Below are 20,719 nucleotides of genomic sequence, written 5' to 3' on the forward strand. Positions count from 1 at the left end.
CGTTGCTCGGGATGCTCGAAGACGGCACCACCCAGACAATTGTGCTGCAGCCGGTTACCGACAAGAACCTCGGTTTCACCTTTGTTCCGGTGGATGCCAGCATCATCGCTCAATGGGTTGGCGGCTCATTTCGGGTATCGTTCGAGTGGCAAACCGCCGCCGGCGTGTCGCTGGGGCAATCGGGCAGCACTACCATCACCGTGGTGGGCACCAAGGTCTTGATGCCGGCCCCCGATGTCAGCCCTATCGAGCTGGGGTTGATTCCGGCAGGTGAAGACATCACGGTCACCCTGCCGTTTTACGAACCCCATGACCCTGGCTGGCTGGAGTCGCTGTTCATCACCCACGTACCGTCGGGGGGCGGCAATGCCATTGTCTACCGTCAAAATCAACTGGCAGGCGCTCAGGGGGGCACCTACACAGTGCGCGCCGCCGAGCTGGAACAGTTCAATGGACTGGGTCACATTGATATCTATTACGAAACCAACGACGGTGTCGTTCATATCCTGGGCGGCAATGCCCTGGCGACTCGGCGCTCCCTGATGCTGGGCGCCCAAATCGGCGAGCGCGTGGCCGACATGCCCGCGCCCCGCCTGCAAGGTGCCGTGGGCAACAACGTCAACCCCGCTGACGTTACAGGTAGCGATGTACTGGTCACGTTCACTTACCTCGATACCCAGCCCGGCGACAAGCTCCATTGGTCTTGCATCGGCTCGGGCCTGGGCGGCTCCGCCAACGGCACCCTGGACATCAATGGCGCCACCGCAGGCCGGGAACTGCCCTATCCGGTCACCCGCGACATTCTCGACAAAAACAACAACGGCAGTTTACGCATCACCTACAGCCTGGAACGCCAAGGCCCGCCCCGGGTGGTACTGCGTTCGGAAGCCCTGAACCTGACGGTTGGCGTCGGCGTTCAGTTGGAGCGGCCAGAAGTCGAAGAAGCACAGAAATTCCCCGATCGCCTCGACCCCCTGGCGGCCCTGTCAGGCGCTACGGTGCTGGTGAAGTTCCGGCCGATGCTGGCAACCGATCATATTCGTGTGGACTGGATCAGCGCCGACGGCACTGGCAGCGTGGCCGTGAGTGCACAAGGCAACCCCAGCACCCACGAAGTAGAGGTGCCCATACCGTCCGAGATCATCGCCAAAGGCATCCGCGAGGGCGGCAATCGCATCAGCGTGCAATACCACTTCACGCGCGGCAGCTTCCCCTATGAGTCCGATGTGCTGGACCTGGAACTGCTGCCCCTGACCGGGCTGCCCACGCCGACCATCGACGGGGTGGGCGACAAGGTGCTGTTGGTGCTGGCAGAACTCAACGACGCCGCCCGCACGCGTATTCCGGTGTGGAGTTTCATCGCCCCCAACCAACGGATGTGGATGATCTACACAGGTATTTTTGCCAACGGCAGCATTTATAAAGAGCACACCTACACCGCCAACCTGGTGACCTCGAACGGCGTCACCCACGGCATTTTCCCTCCGACCCCGGTGGACAAACTGCGCCTGCTCAAGGATGGCTCACGGCTGACCATCGAGTTCTGGGTCACCTTGTCCGAAAGCGCTGACATAAACTCGGCCGTGCTGTTCGGTGTGCGCGAACACACGGTGCAGGCGCTGCCTTCCACCTTGCCCGCCCCGGCATTTGACAACCGGCCGGGCGCGACCCTGACCATTTACCCGCTGGACTATGAAAACACCGCGTCGGTCACGGTGAAATACGACGGCATGAACGGCGAACACGTAATCCAGTTGAAGTGGTTGTTCCCCGATGGCTCCGAAGCCGATATCCCGGCTAAGAATGGTCTGGCCGGCGGTCGTGTGGACTTTGCCATCAGCCAGCAGATCCTCGCCGCCAGCGTGGGTAAAACCATCGAGTTGATGTATATCGCCATGATCAATGGCAGCCCGGTGGACTCCTTCGAACAACGGCTGACGGTGCAAACGATCCGCGAATCGGACCTGCCACGGGTATTGATCAACGCTAAGGCCAATGGCGACACGCTGGACCTCAACACCTTTACCGGCAACGCCACCGCGGCCCTGGCCAAGTGGCGGTTGAGTATCACGGGGCAACGGGTATGGATCACCTGCAGCGCTCCGGGCGTCACGCCTCTGGAGGTCTTAAGCGCGTATGACATTAACTCACTCGAAGCCAACAATGGCCTGGCGAATAAGACGGTGCTGCGCACCTGGTTGGCGGCGTTGTCGAATAATCAGGAGATCACGGTTAGTTGTGCGGTGACGTTTGATGGAAGTACTCATCTCTCGAAGGCCGTTGCCTTCCCAACTACAAATTACACCCTAAGCATATATGAACCGAAAATCATCCATACAACAGGCTGGTTACCCACCCCACAATTCACAATATTAAACTCGTCAGGCAGTCGTGCTTACGTATCAAGTTTTACCCATGGTCAAGTTGCAGTAATCGACACCGCAACTCACCAAACCCTCCATAGACTCACATATCAGGATGCAAGCAACGCTTGGTTTATAGCACTGCACCCCAACGATTCACGTCTTTATGTAACAGACGGCGGCCAAAAAACCATTCTTACATACAATCCAACGACATACGCCCTGACCAGCATTTTCTCAGAACGATATCAATACACATCATACGGACTGGCAATCAACAGCACGGGAACTAGATTGTATATCAACCAATGGTCGGGGGGCGCAGTAGCAGTTTTTGATACTGGAACAGAAAAGCGCATTGGAGAAATTCCCGTAGACCGCCCCAAGTGTATAGTTTTAGACTCATCGGATAATCGCGCATATGTGGGCTGCTATACCCAATTTGTAGTTATTGACCTTCCATCTTTAAGAGTAATACGCACGTTCACTGATATTCGCGACACATATTCCGTTAGATACAACACCTCAGACTCGTTCGTTTACATACCCGACATACACAACAATAGCATCGCCATTCTAAACCCAACAACCCTACAGATTGAAAGGAGAATTCCGGTTAATGGAAGGCCGTATGATGTTGCATTTAGTGCAGACAATAAAAAGATGTACGTCACCAAGCTCGACAACAATGAAGTTGGAATTTACGACATACCAAGTGGCACATTAATCACCAACGTCCCAGGCTTTAATAGCCCGCGCGGTATCACCAGAATAAAAAACGGAGACTTTTATGTATCTAATCAAAATAACACAATATCAGTCCTTCGTTAGCGAATATGAAATCGATGATCAACGACGTAATGAGATATATGTGGAGTCATTTGAGTAATCACTAGCCCCACCTTATAGAGAGGTGTGTCATCACAAATGACCCTGTGGGAGAGAGGAGGCTTCTCCCACAGTGGATCTGCCTGGTTTGGAGCAACGGGTTGGCAATACAGGTAAACTCCCCTCCTTTCTCTCTACCCCACGGAGTTCGCCTTGCGTCTGTTCCACACCTCCGACTGGCACCTGGGCCAAAACCTCCATGGCCAGGAACGCGACTTCGAACATGCCTGTTTCCTTGAGTGGCTGCTGCGCCAGATCGGCACTCAGCATCCCGATGCGCTGCTGATCGCCGGCGATATCTTCGATACGGTCAACCCGCCCCTCAAGGCCCAGGAGCGGCTGTATGACTTCATTATCAGCGCCCATGAACAAAACCCCGACCTGACCATTGTGATGATCGCCGGCAACCACGATTCCGGCTCGCGCATCGAGCTGCCGGCGCCGTTGATGCGGCGCTTGCGCACCCATGCCCTCGGCCGCGTGTTGTGGCTCGATGACGGGCAACTGGATGCCGAACGCCTGCTGATTCCGCTGCCGAACGCCAAAGGCAAGATTGCCGCGTGGTGCCTGGCGTTGCCGTTTCTGCGCCCGGCGGAGGTGACAGGCGCGCAGTTGGGCGACGACTACCTGCGCGGCATCGGCCAGGTGCATGAGAAGCTGATCGCCGCCGCCAATGCCAAACGCAAAAAAGGCCAGGCGCTGATCGCCATCAGCCATGCGCATATGGCCGGCGGTTCGGTGTCGGAGGACTCCGAGCGTAGCCTGATCATCGGCAATGCCGAGGCGCTGCCCGCCAGCCTGTTCGACAACAGTGTCGGCTATGTTGCCCTGGGCCATTTGCACAAGCCGCAAAAGGTCAATGGCGAAGAGCGCATTCGCTACAGCGGCTCGCCGATTCCGTTGTCGTTTTCCGAGATCGGCTACAAACACCAGATTCTTGATGTGACCTTCCAGGGCCAATGCCTGGTGGGCGTAGAACCGATTCTGATCCCCCGCTCTGTGGAGCTGCAACGCCTGGACGCCGCACCGCTGGCGGATATCCTCAAGCAACTCGCCGATTTGCCCGACATCGATCTGCTGGCCGAAACCCAGCGCCACCCCTGGCTCGAAGTGCGCGTGCGCCTCGACGAGCCGCAGCCGGACCTGCGCCAACAGATCGAAAGCGCCCTGCACGGCAAGGCCGTGCGTCTGGTGCGCATCGCCGCCGAATACGCCGGTGTCCGCAGTGGCAATGAAAGTGACGACGAGCGCCTGATCGAACTCGACCAACTGACGCCCCAAGAGTTGTTCAGCCGCGCCTGGCAGGACAGCTATGGCAGTGAAGTGGATGAACAGACCTTGAAGGACTTCGCCATGTTGCTCCAGGAAGTGCAACAGCAGGAGGAGCAGCCATGAAAATCCTCGCCATTCGCCTGAAAAACCTCGCGTCCCTGGCCGGGCCGTTCGAGATCGACTTCACCGCCGAGCCCCTGGCCAGTGCCGGGTTGTTTGCTATCACCGGGCCGACCGGCGCCGGCAAGAGCACCTTGCTCGATGCGCTATGCCTGGCACTGTTTGGCGCAGTGCCGCGCCTGGGCGACACCGGCCAGGCGAAGATGCCGGATGCCGACAGCGATATTTCCATCGGTGACCCGCGCACCTTACTCCGGCGCGGTACCGGCGGCGGCTATGCCGAAGTGGATTTTGTCGGCGTCAGCGGCCGCCGCTATCGGGCGCGCTGGGAGGCCAATCGCGCCCGCGACAAGGCCAGCGGCAAGTTGCAGAACAGCCGGCAAAGCCTGATCGATCTGGACAGCGAGCAACTGCTGGCCAGCCAGAAAACCGAATACAAAACCCAGTTGGAACTGGCCCTGGGCTTGAATTTCGAACAGTTCACCCGCGCCGTGTTGCTGGCGCAGAGCGAGTTCAGCGCGTTCCTCAAGGCCAACGACAACGAGCGCAGCGAACTGCTGGAAAAACTCACTGACACGGCGCTATACACCCAGCTCGGCCGCCGCGCCTTCGACAAGGCCAAGGAGGCCAGGGACGCGCACAAACAACTGCAAGACCAGGCCGTGGGCGTGGTGCCGCTGAGCGCCGAAGACCGCGCCGAACTGGACCGGCAACTGGCCGAGGCTCAGCAGCAGCTCAAGGTGCAGCAAGCCCAGCTCAAGCAATTGGAAGCGCAGCACACCTGGCTCAAGGAGCTGCGCGAATGGCAGGAGCGCCAGCTAGACGCCACCCAACAGCTGCAACGGGCCCAGGCCGACTGGGACAGCCTGGGCGCGCAGCGCGAAGACCTCAGTCGCTTGGAGCAACTGGCGCCGCAGCGTCATCACTTCGCCCGCCAGACCGAGCTGGCCGCGGAGCTCACCCCGCTGGCCGCGCAGATTCAGCAGCACATCGCGCAGCAGGCCCAGTTGCTGACGCGTCAGGACCAGGCCCAACAGCAGCAAGCCAGTGCCCACGCCGCATTGGAGGCCGCGCTGCAAGCCCAGAGCGACGCCGTACCCTTGCTGCGCCAGGCCTTCGACGGGCAAAACAGCCTCGCCCATTTGACTAAAGACCTGGCCAAGCACAGCGCCGACCAGCAGCAACAGGCCGCCGCCAGCAGCGAAGGCCAAGCGCGCCTCAGCGCGTTGCAGGCTAAACAGGCCGAAGTTGCCGAGCGCCTGCAACGCCTGGCCGACGACCTTGAGCGCAGCGCCGCGCTGGCGCCCCTGGCCGATGCCTGGACCGCTTACCGCGACCGCCTGCAACACTTGATGCTGATCGGCAATCGCCTGAACAAAGGCCAGGCCGAACTGGCACAACTGGAGCACCGCGCCAACACCACCGCCGAAGCCTTTACCGGTCAGCGCGACGCCTTGGCCCTGCTGTACCAGGAAGCCGGCGCCGAGCCCCAGGCGGTGGCCGAGCAGATCCAACTGCTCGCCAGCCTGTTGCAGGACAATCGCAAGCAGCAACGCGCCGTCGAAGACCTGACGCGGCTGTGGGACAGTCAGCAGCAGCTGGATCAGCAGGCCGCCACCCTCACCCAGAAACTCGCCGACGCCCAACAGCGACGCGAACTACTGAACCAGGCCGGCCTGCAAGCCAAGGCCGATCTGAGCGTGGCCGAACAGACGCTGACGGTGACCCAGCAGCTGCTGGAACGTCAGCGCCTGGCCCGCAGCGCCAGCGTTGAAGAGTTGCGCGCACACTTGCAGGACGGCCAGCCGTGTCCGGTGTGCGGTAGTCGCGAGCACCCCTATCACCAACCCGAAGCGTTGCTGCACAGCCTTGGCCGGCATGACGACAACGAGCAAGCCACGGCGCAACAGGCGGTGGATGCGCTCAAGGAGAAACTCACCGAGCTGCGGGGCGAAGTGGGCGGTTTGATCGCCCAGCAAAAGGAATTTCTGCACCAGCAGGAGCAGTTAGCCGCGCAACAACTGGCGCTGAAGCCAAGCCTGGACGCCCACCCGCTGAGCGCCGCGCTGTTCAATCAGGACGCCCCCCAACGCAGTCCCTGGCTGGCAACCCAACTGGCTCAGCTCGGCCAGAGCATCAGCCAGGACGAGCAGCGCCAGAGCGCCCTGCTCAACCTGCAACAGAACGCCGGGCGCCTGCAGCAGCAACTGCAAGCGGCCCAGGACGCGAGCCAACAAGCCCGTCAGCAATGGCTCGACCAGCAGCGCGAATTGGCCAATGACCGCGAGCGCCTGGAACAGGAACTCAACGCATTCGCCAGCCTGTTGCCCGCCGACACCCTGGACGGCCTGCGCAACGATCCGGCCGCGACCTTTATGCAGCTCGATCAACAGGTCAGCCAGCGCCTGGAACAGTTGGGCCATCAACGGGATGAACGCGAAGAACAGCAGGAACGTCAGCAGGTCATCGAAAAAGAACAGACCCATCAACAGCATCGTCAGGCGCAATTGGAGTCGCTGAGCCAGCAAGTGGCCGAACTGACCCGCCAGCAACAGGCCGCCGCGCAAGCCCTCGCCGAGCTGTTGGGCCCTCATACCAGCGCGGAACACTGGCAGCAGCAGTTGGAGCAAGCGGTGGCGCAGGCGCGTCAGAGCGAGAGCGACGCCAACCAGCAACTCCAAGACACCCGCACCACCTTGATCCAACTGGCCGCCGACCTTAAGGCGTGGCAGGCACGCCAACAGGCGCTGCACACCGAACAACAGGCGCTCGATGCGCGCCTGAGCCAATGGCGTGCATCGCACCCGGAACTGGACGATGCCGGCCTCACTCGCTTGCTGGGCATGGATGACACGCAGGTCAGCGCACTGCGTCAGCGCCTGCAAACCAGCGAAAAAGCGGTGGAGCAAGCCAAGGTCTTGCTGCAAGAGCGTGAACAACGCTTGGCTGAACACCAGGCCCTGCACAATGGCAACCTCGACGCCGAACAGTTGGACAACCACCTCGCCGCGCTCAGCCAGCAACTGGCCGATGCGGAGAAGCAGTGCGCCGAACTGCGCGCGCGCCAGGCCGAAGACCAACGTCGCCAGCAGGCCAACAACGTGCTGGCCGAGCAGATCGCCAAGGCCTATGAAGAATGGCAACGCTGGGCCCGGCTGAATGCCCTGATCGGTTCGGCCACCGGCGACACCTTCCGCAAGATCGCCCAGGCCTACAACCTGGATCTGCTGGTGCACCACGCCAACGTGCAACTGCGCCAGCTGGTGCGGCGCTACCGCCTCAAGCGCGGCGGCAGCATGCTCGGTCTGTTGGTGCTCGACACCGAAATGGGCGATGAACTGCGCTCGGTGCATTCGCTGTCCGGCGGCGAGACTTTTCTGGTATCGCTGGCCCTGGCCCTGGGGCTGGCGTCGATGGCGTCCAGTACCTTGAAGATTGAGTCGTTGTTTATCGACGAAGGCTTCGGCAGCCTCGACCCCGAATCCCTGCAATTGGCCATGGACGCGCTGGACGGTTTGCAGGCCCAGGGGCGCAAAGTCGCCGTGATTTCCCACGTCCAGGAAATGCATGAACGCATCCCGGTGCAGATCCAGGTCAAGCGTCAGGGCAATGGCCTGAGCACCTTGGAGGTCAAATGAGCGAAGCGTTGCTGTACTCGTTCCGCCGCTGCCCCTACGCCATGCGCGCGCGGCTGGCGTTGCGCTACAGCGGCGTGGCGGTGCGCATCGTCGAGGTGAGCCTGAAGGCCAAGCCGCAAGAGATGCTGACACTGTCGCCCAAGGGCACGGTGCCGGTGTTGAGTGTGGACGGCCAGGTGATCGACGAAAGCCTGGCGATCATGCAGTGGGCGCTGGCCCAGCACGATCCCGACGATTGGTTGCTGGGCGGCGACCCGGCGGTGCAGGCGCTGATTGCCGAGAATGACGGCGGGTTCAAGCATTGCTTGAATCGCTACAAATACGCCGAACGCTACCCGGAATACCCGATGGAACACTACCGGGCCGAAGGCGCGGTGTTCTTGCACACTCTGGAAGGTTTGCTGGCTGAGCGCGCCTACTTACTGGCCGAGCACCTCAGCCTGGCGGACATGGCGCTGGCGCCGTTCGTGCGCCAGTTCGCCCACGTAGACCGCGATTGGTTTGCCCGTGCGCCCTACCCGCGCTTGCAGCAATGGCTGGATGAGTTCCTGCAATCGCCCTTGTTTATCGGCGTGATGGCCAAGGCCTAAGGTGTGCCAGCGCGTTAGCCCTGGGCCAAATTCAACAATCGCTCATGAGCCACTTCCGGCTCGCCTTCCAGGGGCTGCACGGAGGACAGGATCGGGGCGGAATACAGAAACAGAATTGCTGCAGCGAGTCGAAGGGCCATGCTGTCGTTTCCAGGAATAAACGCGTCAAAAATTGAGCGTCAAATTTAAACACATGGCAATGTGATATTACAGCGACTTTTTTCACCCCAGGCAAAAACGCCAAACCACTCGAACGCCGATTGACGTTCCAGTGGTTTGGCGTCTGCTGTTGCGCAGGGCTCAGTGTTGAGTTTTGTGATCCAGCGCGGCGTAGAAGTTGGCGCTTTGTTGCAGGTATTTCTGAGTGTAGGCACTGGTGCTGGACTTGCGACCGGTGACTTCCACGCTGGCGGCCGCCGGCAAGGCTACGGTGGCGGAAACAGCGGAAGCGGCGATGATGGAGAACAGGTTCAAATTCATGTCGGTAACCCTTGTGTACGGTTGGTTGAGTGGCCGGTGAAGGCCTTGGAACCAAACTTACGCCCGAGGGTTAAACCTTAGAAATGCTTTGAAACAGTAGCCGCTATTAATGCAATTAATACAAAAGCTCAGGCCCCGGCGTACGGGGCCTGTGGCTTATTGACGCACCAGGAATTTGAGGTCGCTGGGGGCATCGATCGGCAATTTTTGCACGGTTTTACCCAGCAGGCCGGTCTTGGGGTCGCGCTCGACCACCACGATTTCATTGCTTTTCTGGTTGGCGATCAGCAGGAACTTACCGCTCGGGTCCAGGCTGAATTCGCGCGGATGGTCACCTTCCACGCTGCGGCGTTGCAGCTCGGTGAGGTGCGCGGTGGCCGGGTCCACGCCAAACACGATGATCTGGTTGGCGGTGCCGCGGTTGCTTACGTACAAGAACTTGCCGTCACTGGACGCATGCAGCGCCGCGCCGGCCTTGTCGGACACCGGTTGCCCGGCGGCGAAGTCGACCAGTTGGGTTTGCGTGAGTTTGCCGTCGGCGTAATCGAACACCGCGACCTGAGCGCTCATCTCGGTGGTCAGCCAGGCGTGCTTGCCATCGGCGCTGAACAGCAAATGGCGGGGGCCGCTGCCCGGCGGCAATGCCACCGATGCCGGGTCGGCCGGGGTCAGGGGCAGTTCGTGGTTGGCCTTGGGGTCGTAGCGGTAGACAAAAATCTTGTCCGCCCCCAGGTCATTGGCGAACACGTACTTCCCGTCCGGCGACGACACCACCGCGTGCACATGGTTGGAGGCCTGGCGCTGCGGGTTGACCCGACTGGCCGGGTGCCCGCTCAACTGCACCGGTGCGGATAACTTGCCAGTGGCGTCCACTGGCAGGATCGCCAGGCTGCCGCCCGGGTCTTCCAGTACGGAATAGTTGGCGACGAACAGGTGACGACCGTCTGCGGCGACGCTGGAGTGGGTCGGCTCGTTGCCCAGGCTCTGCACTTGGTTGATCAGTGTGAGCTGGTGATTTTTCGGGTCGATGGCGTAGCTGCTCACGCGCCCCACCGCATCCTTCTGGCCGGGGCCATTTTCATTGACCACAAACAGCTGCTTCTGGTCCTTGGACACCGTCAGCCACGACGGGTTGGCGGCCTTGGCCGCCAGCACAGGTTTGCCCTGGAACTGCCCGGTGCGGCTGTCGAATTGCAGGCGGTAAATGCCTTCGCTGGAGCCGGCGGTGTAGCTGCCCACCAACAGTTCATAGGTGTCTGTCGGCGCGGCCTGCGCCGACATGGCACCGACACTGCCGGCCATCAGCAGCGGCCAGAATTTACGCATCATCATGCTCGTCTTCCTCGTCATTATTGTTGCCGGTGAAGGCGTTCATGCACACCAGGCGGTGTTCGCCCGAATCACCGGTGAGGGTCCAGCTTTGCAAGGCGTCGTCAAAGTTTGCCGCCTGCACCTGCGTCAGGCTGAACAACCAGCGCTTTTCGGCGCGACCGTCCATGCAGGTAACGCGCAGGCCTTTGTCGTCGGAAGTGAAATCAAAGGCATGCAAGCCATCGATTTCGAGCATGTCAGCGTTGTTAAGTTCAGCGGGCAGGCCAGTAGCAGTCATCGGGATCAGTCATCAGGAAGAAAGGCGCTGATGATAGGCCAATCCACCCTCGCCTGGCGCGCTTTGTGCGCGTGCGGTAACCGGTTATGCCCGGTCTGCGCGACGGCTTTGTCATGCTCGGCACCTTCTCATAACGCGATGGAATGCCAATGCCCGACTCAACCCCCGTCCACCCCGCCCCCCTGCTGCCGGGGGTGACCAACACTGCAGCGCAGGCGGTCGCCGCTCACTTTGCCGGGCTGCCGGATGTGGCCCACGTGGTCAGCCAACTGCTCAGCGATGCCATTGCCCAGCGCTACCCTGCCCTGGCCCTCGACCTCTCAGCGACGCGCCTGGCCACGCCCAACGGCAAGCAGTGGGTGTTTCGCCCACTGCTCTCTGTGGTGCAGGACTACCTGGGCGGCACCGCCAACCTGGATTTCAGCGACATCGGCAACCTGAGTTTCTACCTCACCACCAGCCCGCCGCGTCGGCTGACACTGCCGCAAGACGGCCAATCGCGGCTGGACATGCAGGTCATCGAGGGCCTGATCAAAGAACTGGCGGACACGGTTCCCGTGGGTTTGCAGAACGCGCTGAACGATTACTGGCGCGACCACACCGGCAACGGCCAATGGCGCTGGATGGCCCGCCTGCTCCAGGACACCCTGCATATCGCCACCCTGCGCCGGACCGACCTGGCGGAACCGGCCCGACAAACCCTCGAGCAACTGACCACCACCCCGGACCGCGAGCAACGCATGAGCCGCCACGGCGCCCAGGCGGTATTGGCCTATTGCCTGGAAACCACCCTGCGCAGCGCCGAGCGCCGTGTCACGGTGCTCGACCCACACCTGGTGCTGACCCGCCCCACCAATGGCGCTGCAACGGTATTGCTGTGCAGCCCCGGCGGCACTATCGAAGCGTTCCCGTCCATGGATGCGTTGACCCAGGCCTGGGGGCAACGCATGGCGTCCGGTTATCAACTCGACGAAGTGCTGATCCAACGCTACGAACCGGACGGCGATATATTCGACCATCAAGCCGCGCTCATCCTCAATCAACAGTTGGAACAACTTGGCGCACTGCGACTGCCGGTCAACGGCGGGTTCGCCGCGCTACAGGCGCACTGTCGCGGGCTTGTCGACCCGACGGCGTACTTTCTCGACGCGCCCAGCGTGCCCACGGATCTGTTGGCCACGCTGCGCCCCCATTTGCCCGCCGGCCTCAAGGACGCCGACAGCAGCGCCCAGGCCGCCTACCGCCGCTACAGCCTGGCCCTGGCCAGTGCCAAGCGGCGTGGCGGCGGCCGCACCTTTCTGAGTGGCATTCCGGATATTCACGCCTTCACCGTCGCCAGCCTGCTGCGCGAGCTGCAAGCCGACGCGGTGCGCCTTGAAGGCGTGGCACAGGCCGACGTGGCGGCACTGGACCCCGACCAACTGGAACTGACCTTTGCCATTTCCGCCGGTTACCCCGGCACCGTCGGCATCACCCAGCACGAACGCATGAGCCTCACCGACCTGGCGATCAATAACCTGAGCGCACGCCCCAGCGGCGAGATGCGCATCGCCCATCGCGCCGGCCTGACAGTCCCGGGTTGGCTGACCGCCGACTACCTCACCGGCTCGAACGGCCTGATCGAACGCGTCGACATCGGCCTGCATTACCCGCGATTGCTGGAGGACCAATTGCTGGGCCCCGGTGAAGAAACCCGTCGACGCGAAACACTGTTCGCCGACCAGCTCACCGTGCAACTGCCGCTGCTGGCCCTGGAGCAGAGCCTGCGCGGCGTCAACGGCATGACCCGCGACGGCGCCCGGCGTGTGGCCGCGCTCATGGCCCTGACGGTGGCCGATCAGCAGGGCGTGGTCATTCGCCACTTGGCACTGTTGCGTCATCCGGCGGCCAGCCCCGACGTGGTGACCAACATGTACCTGATCGAAGCCCAGGACATTGCCAGTGGTCCCCATATCCTCTATCGCCCGCTTTACCCCCAAGCCTTGCTGGAATTCCCCAGCCGCGCAGCGCTGTTGGAGGCCATCGCCAGCCCGGGTGAGGTGCAGAACAGCGTATTGCTGTGGATGAGCGATAGCGCGCGCCCGGTGTATGCCAACGGCGGTTTTCGTCAGCCCCATTACCTGCGTTTTGGCCAGGGCGATGAATTCGGCCCCCTGCGCACGCCTGGGCCGGCCACCCTGTCGGAGGACGGGCTGAACGATGAACTGCATCAATGCCTGATCACCGGTCGTCTGATGCAGTACCTGTACAGCAGCAACGCCCGCGCGTTGGTCGCCCAGGCCGACCGCGAATCGGTGTCCAACCACGAAAGCCGCTGGAAACTGCTGCTCGAAGGTGGCGGATTGTTGTTCAGTGGGGTGCTGTACCCGTTGTTACGCGGCCCGCTGTTGCTCAGCACCTGGCTGGGCAACCTGTACAACAGCCTTAAACAAGACATTCAGGGCCTGAACGCTATGGATGCGCAAACGCGGGAATTGGCCAGTGTCGACCTGTTGCTGAACCTAGGCCTGTCGTTGTTCGAAGGCCCGCCGTTGCCCGCTGGCGCCACTGCCCCAGCACGGAGCCGGCGCCCGCCCCTGGCATTGCCGCGCCAGCTCGCCGAGCGTTGGCCGACCCCGCCCGCGCCGCGTATCCATCAAGGCAGCGTCGGGTTGCCCGGTGTATTGCCGGGCACCGACAAAGCGCTGTTGGACTTCAGTTTCGCTCAATCCCACTGGCGCCTGACCGCCAGTCAGCGCGCACGCCTGAACAGTTACAGCACCACGCCGCCGCCCGATGTGCCCGAGCCGCTGGCGAGCGGGCCGCACAAAGGCTTGTACCGCATCGACAACCAGTGGTACGCCCAACTGGACGGTCAGTGGTATCGGGTGTGGATGGAAGCGAATACTGGCGACGTACTGATCGTCGACCCCGTCGACAGCGACCGCCGTGGCCCGCCCTTGCGCAATGATCGACAGGGGAACTGGAGCATGGATACGCGCCTGCGTCTGCGCGGCGGTATGCCGTCCAACCGCATCGCCGCACGGCGTCAGCTCAATGCCAAGCGCGTCGAGACCTTGAGCAGCGAGTACCGCCACTTTCTGGGCCAGCAAACCCAGCAGCAAAAGAGCGTGGACGTGGCCCAGGCCGTCATGGAGAAGACCCAGGACGACCCACGCTTCACACCTGCACAGCGCGCCGAAAAACGTCGGCAATTCGAAAACGCGCTGCTGGCCCAGACCCAGGCATACCAACAGATTCTCGACAGCGTGCAGGAACGACGGGCGCTGAGTATCCCGCTGTCGACGCAAACCGTCGCAGCCCTGATGGAAAACATGGTCAACAACGGGCGCAAACTGGTGGTCATCGCCGAAACCGATCGCCAAGCGCTGTACACCGCCAATGCACCGTTCACGCGCCAGGGCGCGGCGTTGAAACAGGCGGTTCTGGCCAACCGCGCCGGCCACGAGCAATTTATTAAGGACCTGCTGGCGATCAACGAGCGCTCGATCCAGTGGCTGAAAGTCAAGGACCGTTACCTCGCCCAACTGCACGAACTGGGCGGCCTGGGCCTAGACGCCTTTACCCGCCTGACCCAGGACCGCCCCGACGAAATCAGTGTGCTGGCGATCCAGGCCTTGCAGATTCGCACCCTGCGCTGGCTGGCGACGCGAGGGTCCGACTCGGTGCGGCTCGACAGGCTCGACACCCTCATAGCACCGCTGGTCGAGCAGGTGCGAACTCACAGCGAACTCAATGCCCTGGAGCTGCCCGCCAGTGAGCGCATCAGCGTGCTGGAGAGCCTGGTGGAACACTACGGACGCGCCCTGGACGCCCTGCAAGGTCTGAACATCGTCGATGTGGAAGGCCTGGAGCAAAGCTATTCGGCGCCCCTGTTCACGCTGATCGAGGAGCTGTATCAGGACGTCAACCTGCAACTGGCCAACGCCATTCAGCCAAGCGATCCCAGCCCCGTGCGTACGCCAAAGCGCCAGCCGACGGCGCCGGGCAAACCGCAGAAAAAAGTCATCCGCACGCGGCGCAAAGGCACCCTGATCGGCGACTTGAAGCCAGCCGGCAGCAGCCTGCCGATTGAAGTGGTGGAGGTGCGTTCGGAAGAGAGCAACCAATTGCTGAGCCTGTACTCCCAGGACGGCGATGAATGGGTCGAGTTCAAAGAACCCCTCGCACCGCCGCCGCCCGCCCCCTCCCGTGGCTTGAGCCTGGTCAAGGGTGAAGCCCGCAAATTGCTGGCCATGCTCGACGCCCATCTGCAACGTGCGCAGCGCTACCGCAGCGTCTGCCGTCATCCTGAGGAAGCGCAGGAAATCCTGCATTACGAGGGTACGCGCTACGACAGGTTGGCCACCGAACTAGACCGCACGATCCAGGCCCTGCCCCTGGCCGAACGCCTGGCCGCCGACCTGGCGCTGGCCAGCCAGCTGCGCGAGGCCGGCATGCGCCTGACGCGCCAGGGCGATGCCTTGCGCCTGCAATTGAGCCTGGAATTGCCCCCCACCCACGGCAACCTGGAATACCTGCTCGCGCAGAAACAAGTGGCCATCGCGCGCTACAGCGAGCGTGTGCCACTGAGCGGCGAGCGGCGCGATTTTATCCAGGAATACGCCGTCACCGACCTCAATGGCGCACCGCTGTGGTACGCGCACTTTCATTACCCCAAACACGACACGCCCAAGGCCGACTACAGCGTCGCGCACCTGAAAACCAAAGCCCAGCAGAAGCAAAGCTACTACTCGCTGCTGGCCAAGACGCAAAACCCTCAGGCGGTGGTGAACGTACACCGCGGCTTGATCGGCAAGGCCCTGGCCGAACGTTGGTTTCTGCCGCTGGCGCCGTAAGCATCGCCCTCCCATCAAGCATCAAGAAAGGACTCCCCCCATGCCCAGCCCCGATCACCTGATCCTCGCGCACGCCGTACAGGCGCGCTTCCAGGCGCGGCCGACCCTGCGCTCGGCCACCGCGCAGCGACTGAGCGACAGCCTCAAAGAACTCAGCCCGCCCCTGACCCGGCCACTGTCCGAGCTATACCTGGCCCACCCACGCGACGGTGGCGGCCGCGCCTTGCCCTCTGTGCTGCAAGTGGCCCTGACCTACCTGGCCAACGGCACCCTGCCCGACCTAGCCACCCGCGCCGGACTCGACGCCTACCTGAGCGATGCCAGCGGCAACCGCTTGACCGAACCCGCCGTCCCCCTGAACGATCTGCAACGCATCATCCGCGAGCTGCCAACCCTGCTGCCGGCGACATTGCAAACCGCGCTAAGCAGCTTCTGGGATGAGGTCGACAGCGCCGGCATCAGCCACTGGCAATGGCTTGGCGAAGTGCTGCACAGCCTGTTTCGCCAGTGTGCGATCAGCCAATCGACCAGCGACCGCGAGCAGCTCCAGGCCCTCACCGCCCTGGCGCGCTACCCAGCACGCGAAGCGCGCCGCGAGCAAACCGCCCCGGACAACAGGGTGTATGCCTATACCCTGGAAGCCCTGTTGGTACGCGGCCAGACCCGCCTGACCCTGCAATGCAGCGAGCTGTTGATCGTCAGCGGCGAACGCGTCTGGCTGTATAGCCTGCCCGGCACCGTGGAAGCCTTCGCCAGTTTGCAAGCCTTCGGGCAGGCGTGGGGCGAGCGCCTGGAGGCGCGCTACCTCGCCGACCGGATCACCTGGCGCCAGTACGAGCCCGACGGCGACATCTTCGAGCTACAAGCCGCGCTGCTGCTCAACCGGCAATTGGACGATCTGGCGGCGTTGCGCCTGCCCGCCCACACCCCATTGACCGATTTGGGAAGCCAAGTGGCCGCCCTCACCGACCTGGCGCCTAGCTTTATCAGCGCGCCAACCACGCCGGCGCAGCCTCTCGACGCCGTTGACGGCGCACTGCCCGCCTGGCTGAAAAACGCCTCCGTCAGCGAGCGCTTCAGCTATCGCCAATGCCTGCTGGAGCAGGCCAGCCTGCGTCGCCTCAACGACGGTGCGGGCTACCTGGACGGCATCGACGATATCCGCCGCTTCGCCGCCCGCCGCCTGAACCCGCAACTGTGCCAGGCGCGCAATGCGGCGCTCGAGCGCCAGGACCGCTGCACCGATAAGTCCGCGCTGGCCTATCGCGCCGAAGACCTGCAACTGACCTTTGCGGTGTCCGTCGGCACTCTGCAAAGCGGCTATGTGCAACCGGTGACCCTGAGCCTGGTGGACCTGGCGCTGAAAAACCTCTGCGGCAAACCCAGCGGCAGCGTCACCCTGCATCACCGCTCCGGGCGGCCCATCGAAGCCTGGCTGACGCCGGACTACCTGATGCGCCTGGTGCAACAGGTGGACATCGGCCGCACCTACCCCGCTTACCTGCGCGAACAATTGCTGGCGCCCAATGCGCAGGCGCAGCGACGTCAGCAGTTGTTTATCCAGCAGCATCCGGTGCGGCTCAAACTGCAAGCCCTGGAAGCCTTGATCAAGGGTGAGGCCGGGCTGACCCGGCGCGGCGTGCGCTATGTGTGTGCGGTGCTGGGCGCAAGCCGTGCGCAGCGTTGGGTGCAAGGCACTGAAATCATCATGCGCCCGCTGGCCTTCAAGCGGAAAGCCGACGCCCAGGCCGACACGGTGCCAAACATGTTCATTATCGAAGCGCGCAACGGCCAGGAAGGTCCGCACCTGCTCTACCGCCCGGCCTATCAGCCGGCGCTGTTGGAGTTCCCCAGCCGCGCACAGTTACTGAGCGCCATCACGCGCCCCGGCCCGCTGCAAGACAGTGTGCTGACCTGGCTGCCCGACAGCGCGCGGGCGATCTACAGCAATGGCGGCTTTCTGGAGCCCCATATCATCCGTTTCTACCAGGGTTCGGAGTTCGACGTATTGCCCAGTCGTCCGAGCCCGGCGACCCTGGCCGAGGCCGACGACGAGAGCGCGGATGAAATGCGCCTGTTCCTCAACAATAATCGGCTGCTGGAATACCTGTTCGGCGCCGAAGCCCGGCAATTGGTGGAACTGGCCGAGCGCGAGTCCACCTCCAACAGCGAAAGCCGCTGGGCGTTGCTGCTCGAAGGCGTGCAACTGGGCTTCAACACCCTGCTGGTGGTAGCCCGGGGACCATTGGCCGTGGTGGGCTGGATGCTGCAAATGATGCAGGGCCTCAGGCAAGACCTGCCGAACCTGCAAAGCGCCGATCCGGTGGCGCGGGAATTGGCTTGGGTCGATCTGTTGCTCAACATCGCCATGGTGCTGATGCACCAGGCCCAGGCGGGCGATACGCCGATTGAGGCGACACGGCACGCACAAACACAGGCCCGCCTGCCCCTGCGTCGGCCCCTGAGCCAACCGCTGCGCATGCGCCAGGCGGATATTCGCCGCGGCACGGTGGGCCTGCCTGCCGAGCCGCCCGGAGGTGGGCGCACCCTGCTGGACTTCGACCGCTCCCTGGCCAGCGACAGCGCCGCCGGGCGTCTGTTGGACAAGCTGCTGAGCGTGCACAAACCCTGGCCGCAACCCACCCCGAAAGCCATGGACAGTGGCGCGCTTAAGGGCTTGTTCAACATCGGCGGACGCTGGCACGCCTCGGTCGGCGGGCTGCTGTTTGAAGTGTCGGTGGTGCCGGGCTTTGGCGAGGTGTACATCATCCATCCCGAGAAGCCCGAGCACCCCGGCATCAAGCTCAAGACCGACGATCAGGGCCACTGGCGCCTGGATCGCGGACTCAAACTCGAAGGGGGCGGGCCCAAGCGCATCGCGGCGTTGCGCGAGGAAAGCCGACGCCGCAAAGAGGCGCTGGTGGAACGCCTGCAAACCTTGAGCGCCGATATCCCACCGCTGATGCGCCCATTGGAGCAGGCGCTGGACAGCCTGGCCGACGCCGACAAACGCCTGGCCGACCAGAGCCGTGTGCTGAAGCTGACCTGGAACCTGCTGGACAAAGCCAGCGAGCAGCAAAAACCCGCGCTGCGGCAACGCCATGGGCTGGAGGTGCAACGCCACAGCACGCTGCGCGCGCAGTTCGAGATTCTGCTGGAGCGCCTGAGCGAACGGCTGGACGAGAGCGTCCGCCTGCGCCAAGAACTGGTGAGCGTCGGGCAACAGTTGGAACAGGTGGGCGGTGCCGGCGTGCATGTGCAAGACCGCGCCAAAGTGCTCGAAACCCTGTGGAACCAGCAGTTTTCCCTGCATCACTACCAGCGCAACTGGGCCAATGCCTTGCTGTTTTCCGACCGCGGTGAACCCATGGCCCAGGTCGAACGGCGCATGGTGGTCGAGCGCGCCTTCGGTAACCTGAGCGCCTATTACGAACACGTCGCCCGCAGCATCGACATGGCCGATGCGCTCGATCGGCTGGCCGCCACCGCCACCGCGCTGGAGGACACCCTGGAACGTTTGGAGCACGACTCCGCCGCCGGGCGCGCAATCCGTCAGAAGCTGCTGGCACTGATCATTGAGCCGCAGAATTTCTTCGATGAGAACATGCGCCTGCGTGCGCTGTCGTCGCTGGCGAGCGTGGTCATCGTCGATACGGGTGAACACTTGCCGCCCCAGGAGGCCCTGTATGTGGAGCGCCTGGACCGCCTCGATATCCACCAGGCCGTGCAATCGCACATCAGCGTGCGCAGCAGCGAAGGATTCGCCCTGGACGATCAACGCAACCTGTATGAAAGCCTGCTGGACAGCTACCGCAGCTACGCCAACGGCGTGCAGGCGCTGAAGGCCATCAACCCCGCGCGCTTGAACGCCAGCATCGTCGAGCGGTTTGTCCAGCGTCTGGATCATGCGCAGACCCTGGCCCAGACCGAGCTGGAAAACGTCGTTCGCGCCCAGGAAGCGCTGGCCGTGAGCGTGTCGCTGGCGAAAACTCTGCGCAGCAAGCCCGCCACAAGCCGTGTGTTCAAAACCCGCAAGCGTCGCTACCGGGTCGGCGAGGTGACGCGCGGCACTCGGCAGCAGGAACAGCTGACCATCACCGACAGCTTTACCGGCAGCCCCATCAGCACCTTCGAAGCCACGCCCGACGGCTGGGCCCAGGTGCTTGAAACCCCTGAGGCGCCGGCTGTAATCACCCCATCCAAGCCGTCCTTCGCCACCCTGCGCGAAGAAGGCCGTGGGCTGATCCGTCAACGCGCGGCGATTGAGCGCACCATCGAGGCCCAGCAGCTCAAGCTCGACGACCCACGCACCCGACAATCCATCGACCCGGCGGACTGGGACCATTGGCTCGACACCCAGGCGCGCCAACTCGATGGGGTGGCCGACGCGCTGGCTGGGGAGCATGCCAACCAAACCAGCGCCATGGACCTGGCCGAGGAGTTTCGCAACCATGCACGGGATATGCGCCGTACAGCGGAGCAACGCTGCAGCGCGGCGTATAAAAAACAATGGCCGAGCCTGGACGGTATCGATTACCTATGGCGCCACCAACAGATCGATATCAACTTGACCAGCCTGGCCGACCCGCAGCGGCCCACCTTGAGCGGGGATTTTTTCACGGAGTACGCGGTGTACGACAAGGCCCAGAAACCGCCGCAAGTGTTGTGGTACGCGCACTTTCACTACGCCAGCGCCACCGCACCAGCAGCCGAATACACCCGTGCGCACCTGAAACTGCCCGAGCAGCGCAAGTACACGCAAAAAGACTTGTTGAAGGCTCCGGTGCAAGCGCGCTTGCTTGAACACAGCGAGCCAGGGGCGGTGCCGCTGCGCAGCATCTTATATGTGCGCATCACCCCGCCGCTCGACCGCTTGTTCCTGGCCATCGCACCGCCTGCGGCGACCCGTGCCTGAAGCACG

The 20,719-nt window shown here is 62.7% G+C and carries 10 protein-coding genes; 6 read left to right on the forward strand and 4 right to left on the reverse strand.

Going from position 1 to position 20,719, the window contains the following annotated elements; translation table 11 throughout:
* The first annotated feature begins 11 nt into the window (after positions 1 to 11).
* The 4 genes from HRH33_RS15240 (at position 12) to HRH33_RS15255 (ending at position 8,871) form a co-directional block, all read left to right on the forward strand.
* Complete coding sequence (locus HRH33_RS15240; RefSeq protein WP_173603518.1) at positions 12 to 3,194, forward strand: YncE family protein; 3,183 nt, start codon at positions 12 to 14, stop codon at positions 3,192 to 3,194.
* A gap of 210 nt (positions 3,195 to 3,404) precedes the next feature.
* Positions 3,405 to 4,646 (forward strand): exonuclease SbcCD subunit D C-terminal domain-containing protein, encoded by a 1,242-nt coding sequence (locus HRH33_RS15245; RefSeq protein ID WP_167417719.1) that lies wholly within the window; start codon positions 3,405 to 3,407, stop codon positions 4,644 to 4,646.
* A complete protein-coding gene (locus tag HRH33_RS15250; protein WP_167417718.1) occupies positions 4,643 to 8,281 on the forward strand; it encodes an AAA family ATPase in 3,639 nt (1,212 codons plus the stop codon). Before HRH33_RS15245 ends, HRH33_RS15250 begins: the two co-directional genes overlap by 4 nt.
* The gene (locus HRH33_RS15255) at positions 8,278 to 8,871 is read left to right on the forward strand and encodes a glutathione S-transferase (RefSeq protein WP_123479932.1); all 594 of its coding nucleotides are present in this window, start codon (positions 8,278 to 8,280) and stop codon (positions 8,869 to 8,871) included. Before HRH33_RS15250 ends, HRH33_RS15255 begins: the two co-directional genes overlap by 4 nt.
* Positions 8,872 to 8,885: 14 nt before the next feature.
* On the opposite strand, the gene HRH33_RS26520 is transcribed toward HRH33_RS15255, so the two are convergent.
* From HRH33_RS26520 to HRH33_RS15270, 4 genes are all read right to left on the reverse strand, one after another.
* Positions 8,886 to 9,011: a hypothetical protein gene (locus HRH33_RS26520; RefSeq protein WP_256203866.1), complete on the reverse strand. Its 126-nt coding sequence runs from the start codon at positions 9,009 to 9,011 to the stop codon at positions 8,886 to 8,888.
* A gap of 160 nt (positions 9,012 to 9,171) precedes the next feature.
* Entirely contained in the window at positions 9,172 to 9,351 is a 180-nt protein-coding gene (locus tag HRH33_RS15260; RefSeq protein WP_034138361.1) for a hypothetical protein, read from the reverse strand.
* 156 nt (positions 9,352 to 9,507) lie between these two features.
* Positions 9,508 to 10,683: a lactonase family protein gene (locus HRH33_RS15265; RefSeq protein WP_167417717.1), complete on the reverse strand. Its 1,176-nt coding sequence runs from the start codon at positions 10,681 to 10,683 to the stop codon at positions 9,508 to 9,510.
* Complete coding sequence (locus tag HRH33_RS15270) at positions 10,670 to 10,960, reverse strand: DUF5629 family protein (RefSeq protein WP_167417716.1); 291 nt, start codon at positions 10,958 to 10,960, stop codon at positions 10,670 to 10,672. The genes HRH33_RS15265 and HRH33_RS15270 overlap by 14 nt, the downstream gene beginning before the upstream one ends.
* 149 nt (positions 10,961 to 11,109) lie before the next feature.
* Here HRH33_RS15270 and HRH33_RS15275 point away from each other — a divergent pair, with 149 nt between their 5' ends.
* Both HRH33_RS15275 and HRH33_RS15280 read left to right on the forward strand, forming a co-directional pair.
* Positions 11,110 to 15,798, forward strand: a complete 4,689-nt coding sequence (locus HRH33_RS15275; protein ID WP_173603519.1) for a dermonecrotic toxin domain-containing protein — start codon at positions 11,110 to 11,112, stop codon at positions 15,796 to 15,798.
* A 40-nt stretch (positions 15,799 to 15,838) separates the two neighbouring features.
* The gene (locus HRH33_RS15280) at positions 15,839 to 20,713 is read left to right on the forward strand and encodes a dermonecrotic toxin domain-containing protein (protein WP_167417713.1); all 4,875 of its coding nucleotides are present in this window, start codon (positions 15,839 to 15,841) and stop codon (positions 20,711 to 20,713) included.
* The last annotated feature ends 6 nt before the right edge of the window (positions 20,714 to 20,719 follow it).

Origin of the sequence: Pseudomonas rhodesiae, from assembly GCF_013285305.1 — a bacterium.
Taxonomy (GTDB): domain Bacteria; phylum Pseudomonadota; class Gammaproteobacteria; order Pseudomonadales; family Pseudomonadaceae; genus Aquipseudomonas; species Aquipseudomonas rhodesiae.

Excerpts from the sequence above, each read along its gene's own strand:
- HRH33_RS15240 (WP_173603518.1), top strand. The coding sequence starts at position 12 with ATGCTCGAAGACGGCACCACCCAGACAATTGTGCTGCAGCCGGTTACC.
- HRH33_RS15250 (WP_167417718.1), top strand. The coding sequence starts at position 4,643 with ATGAAAATCCTCGCCATTCGCCTGAAAAACCTCGCGTCCCTGGCCGGG.
- HRH33_RS15255 (WP_123479932.1), top strand. The coding sequence starts at position 8,278 with ATGAGCGAAGCGTTGCTGTACTCGTTCCGCCGCTGCCCCTACGCCATG.
- HRH33_RS26520 (WP_256203866.1), bottom strand. The coding sequence starts at position 9,011 with ATGGCCCTTCGACTCGCTGCAGCAATTCTGTTTCTGTATTCCGCCCCG.
- HRH33_RS15260 (WP_034138361.1), bottom strand. The coding sequence starts at position 9,351 with ATGAATTTGAACCTGTTCTCCATCATCGCCGCTTCCGCTGTTTCCGCC.
- HRH33_RS15265 (WP_167417717.1), bottom strand. The coding sequence starts at position 10,683 with ATGATGATGCGTAAATTCTGGCCGCTGCTGATGGCCGGCAGTGTCGGT.
- HRH33_RS15270 (WP_167417716.1), bottom strand. The coding sequence starts at position 10,960 with ATGACTGCTACTGGCCTGCCCGCTGAACTTAACAACGCTGACATGCTC.
- HRH33_RS15275 (WP_173603519.1), top strand. The coding sequence starts at position 11,110 with ATGCCCGACTCAACCCCCGTCCACCCCGCCCCCCTGCTGCCGGGGGTG.
- HRH33_RS15280 (WP_167417713.1), top strand. The coding sequence starts at position 15,839 with ATGCCCAGCCCCGATCACCTGATCCTCGCGCACGCCGTACAGGCGCGC.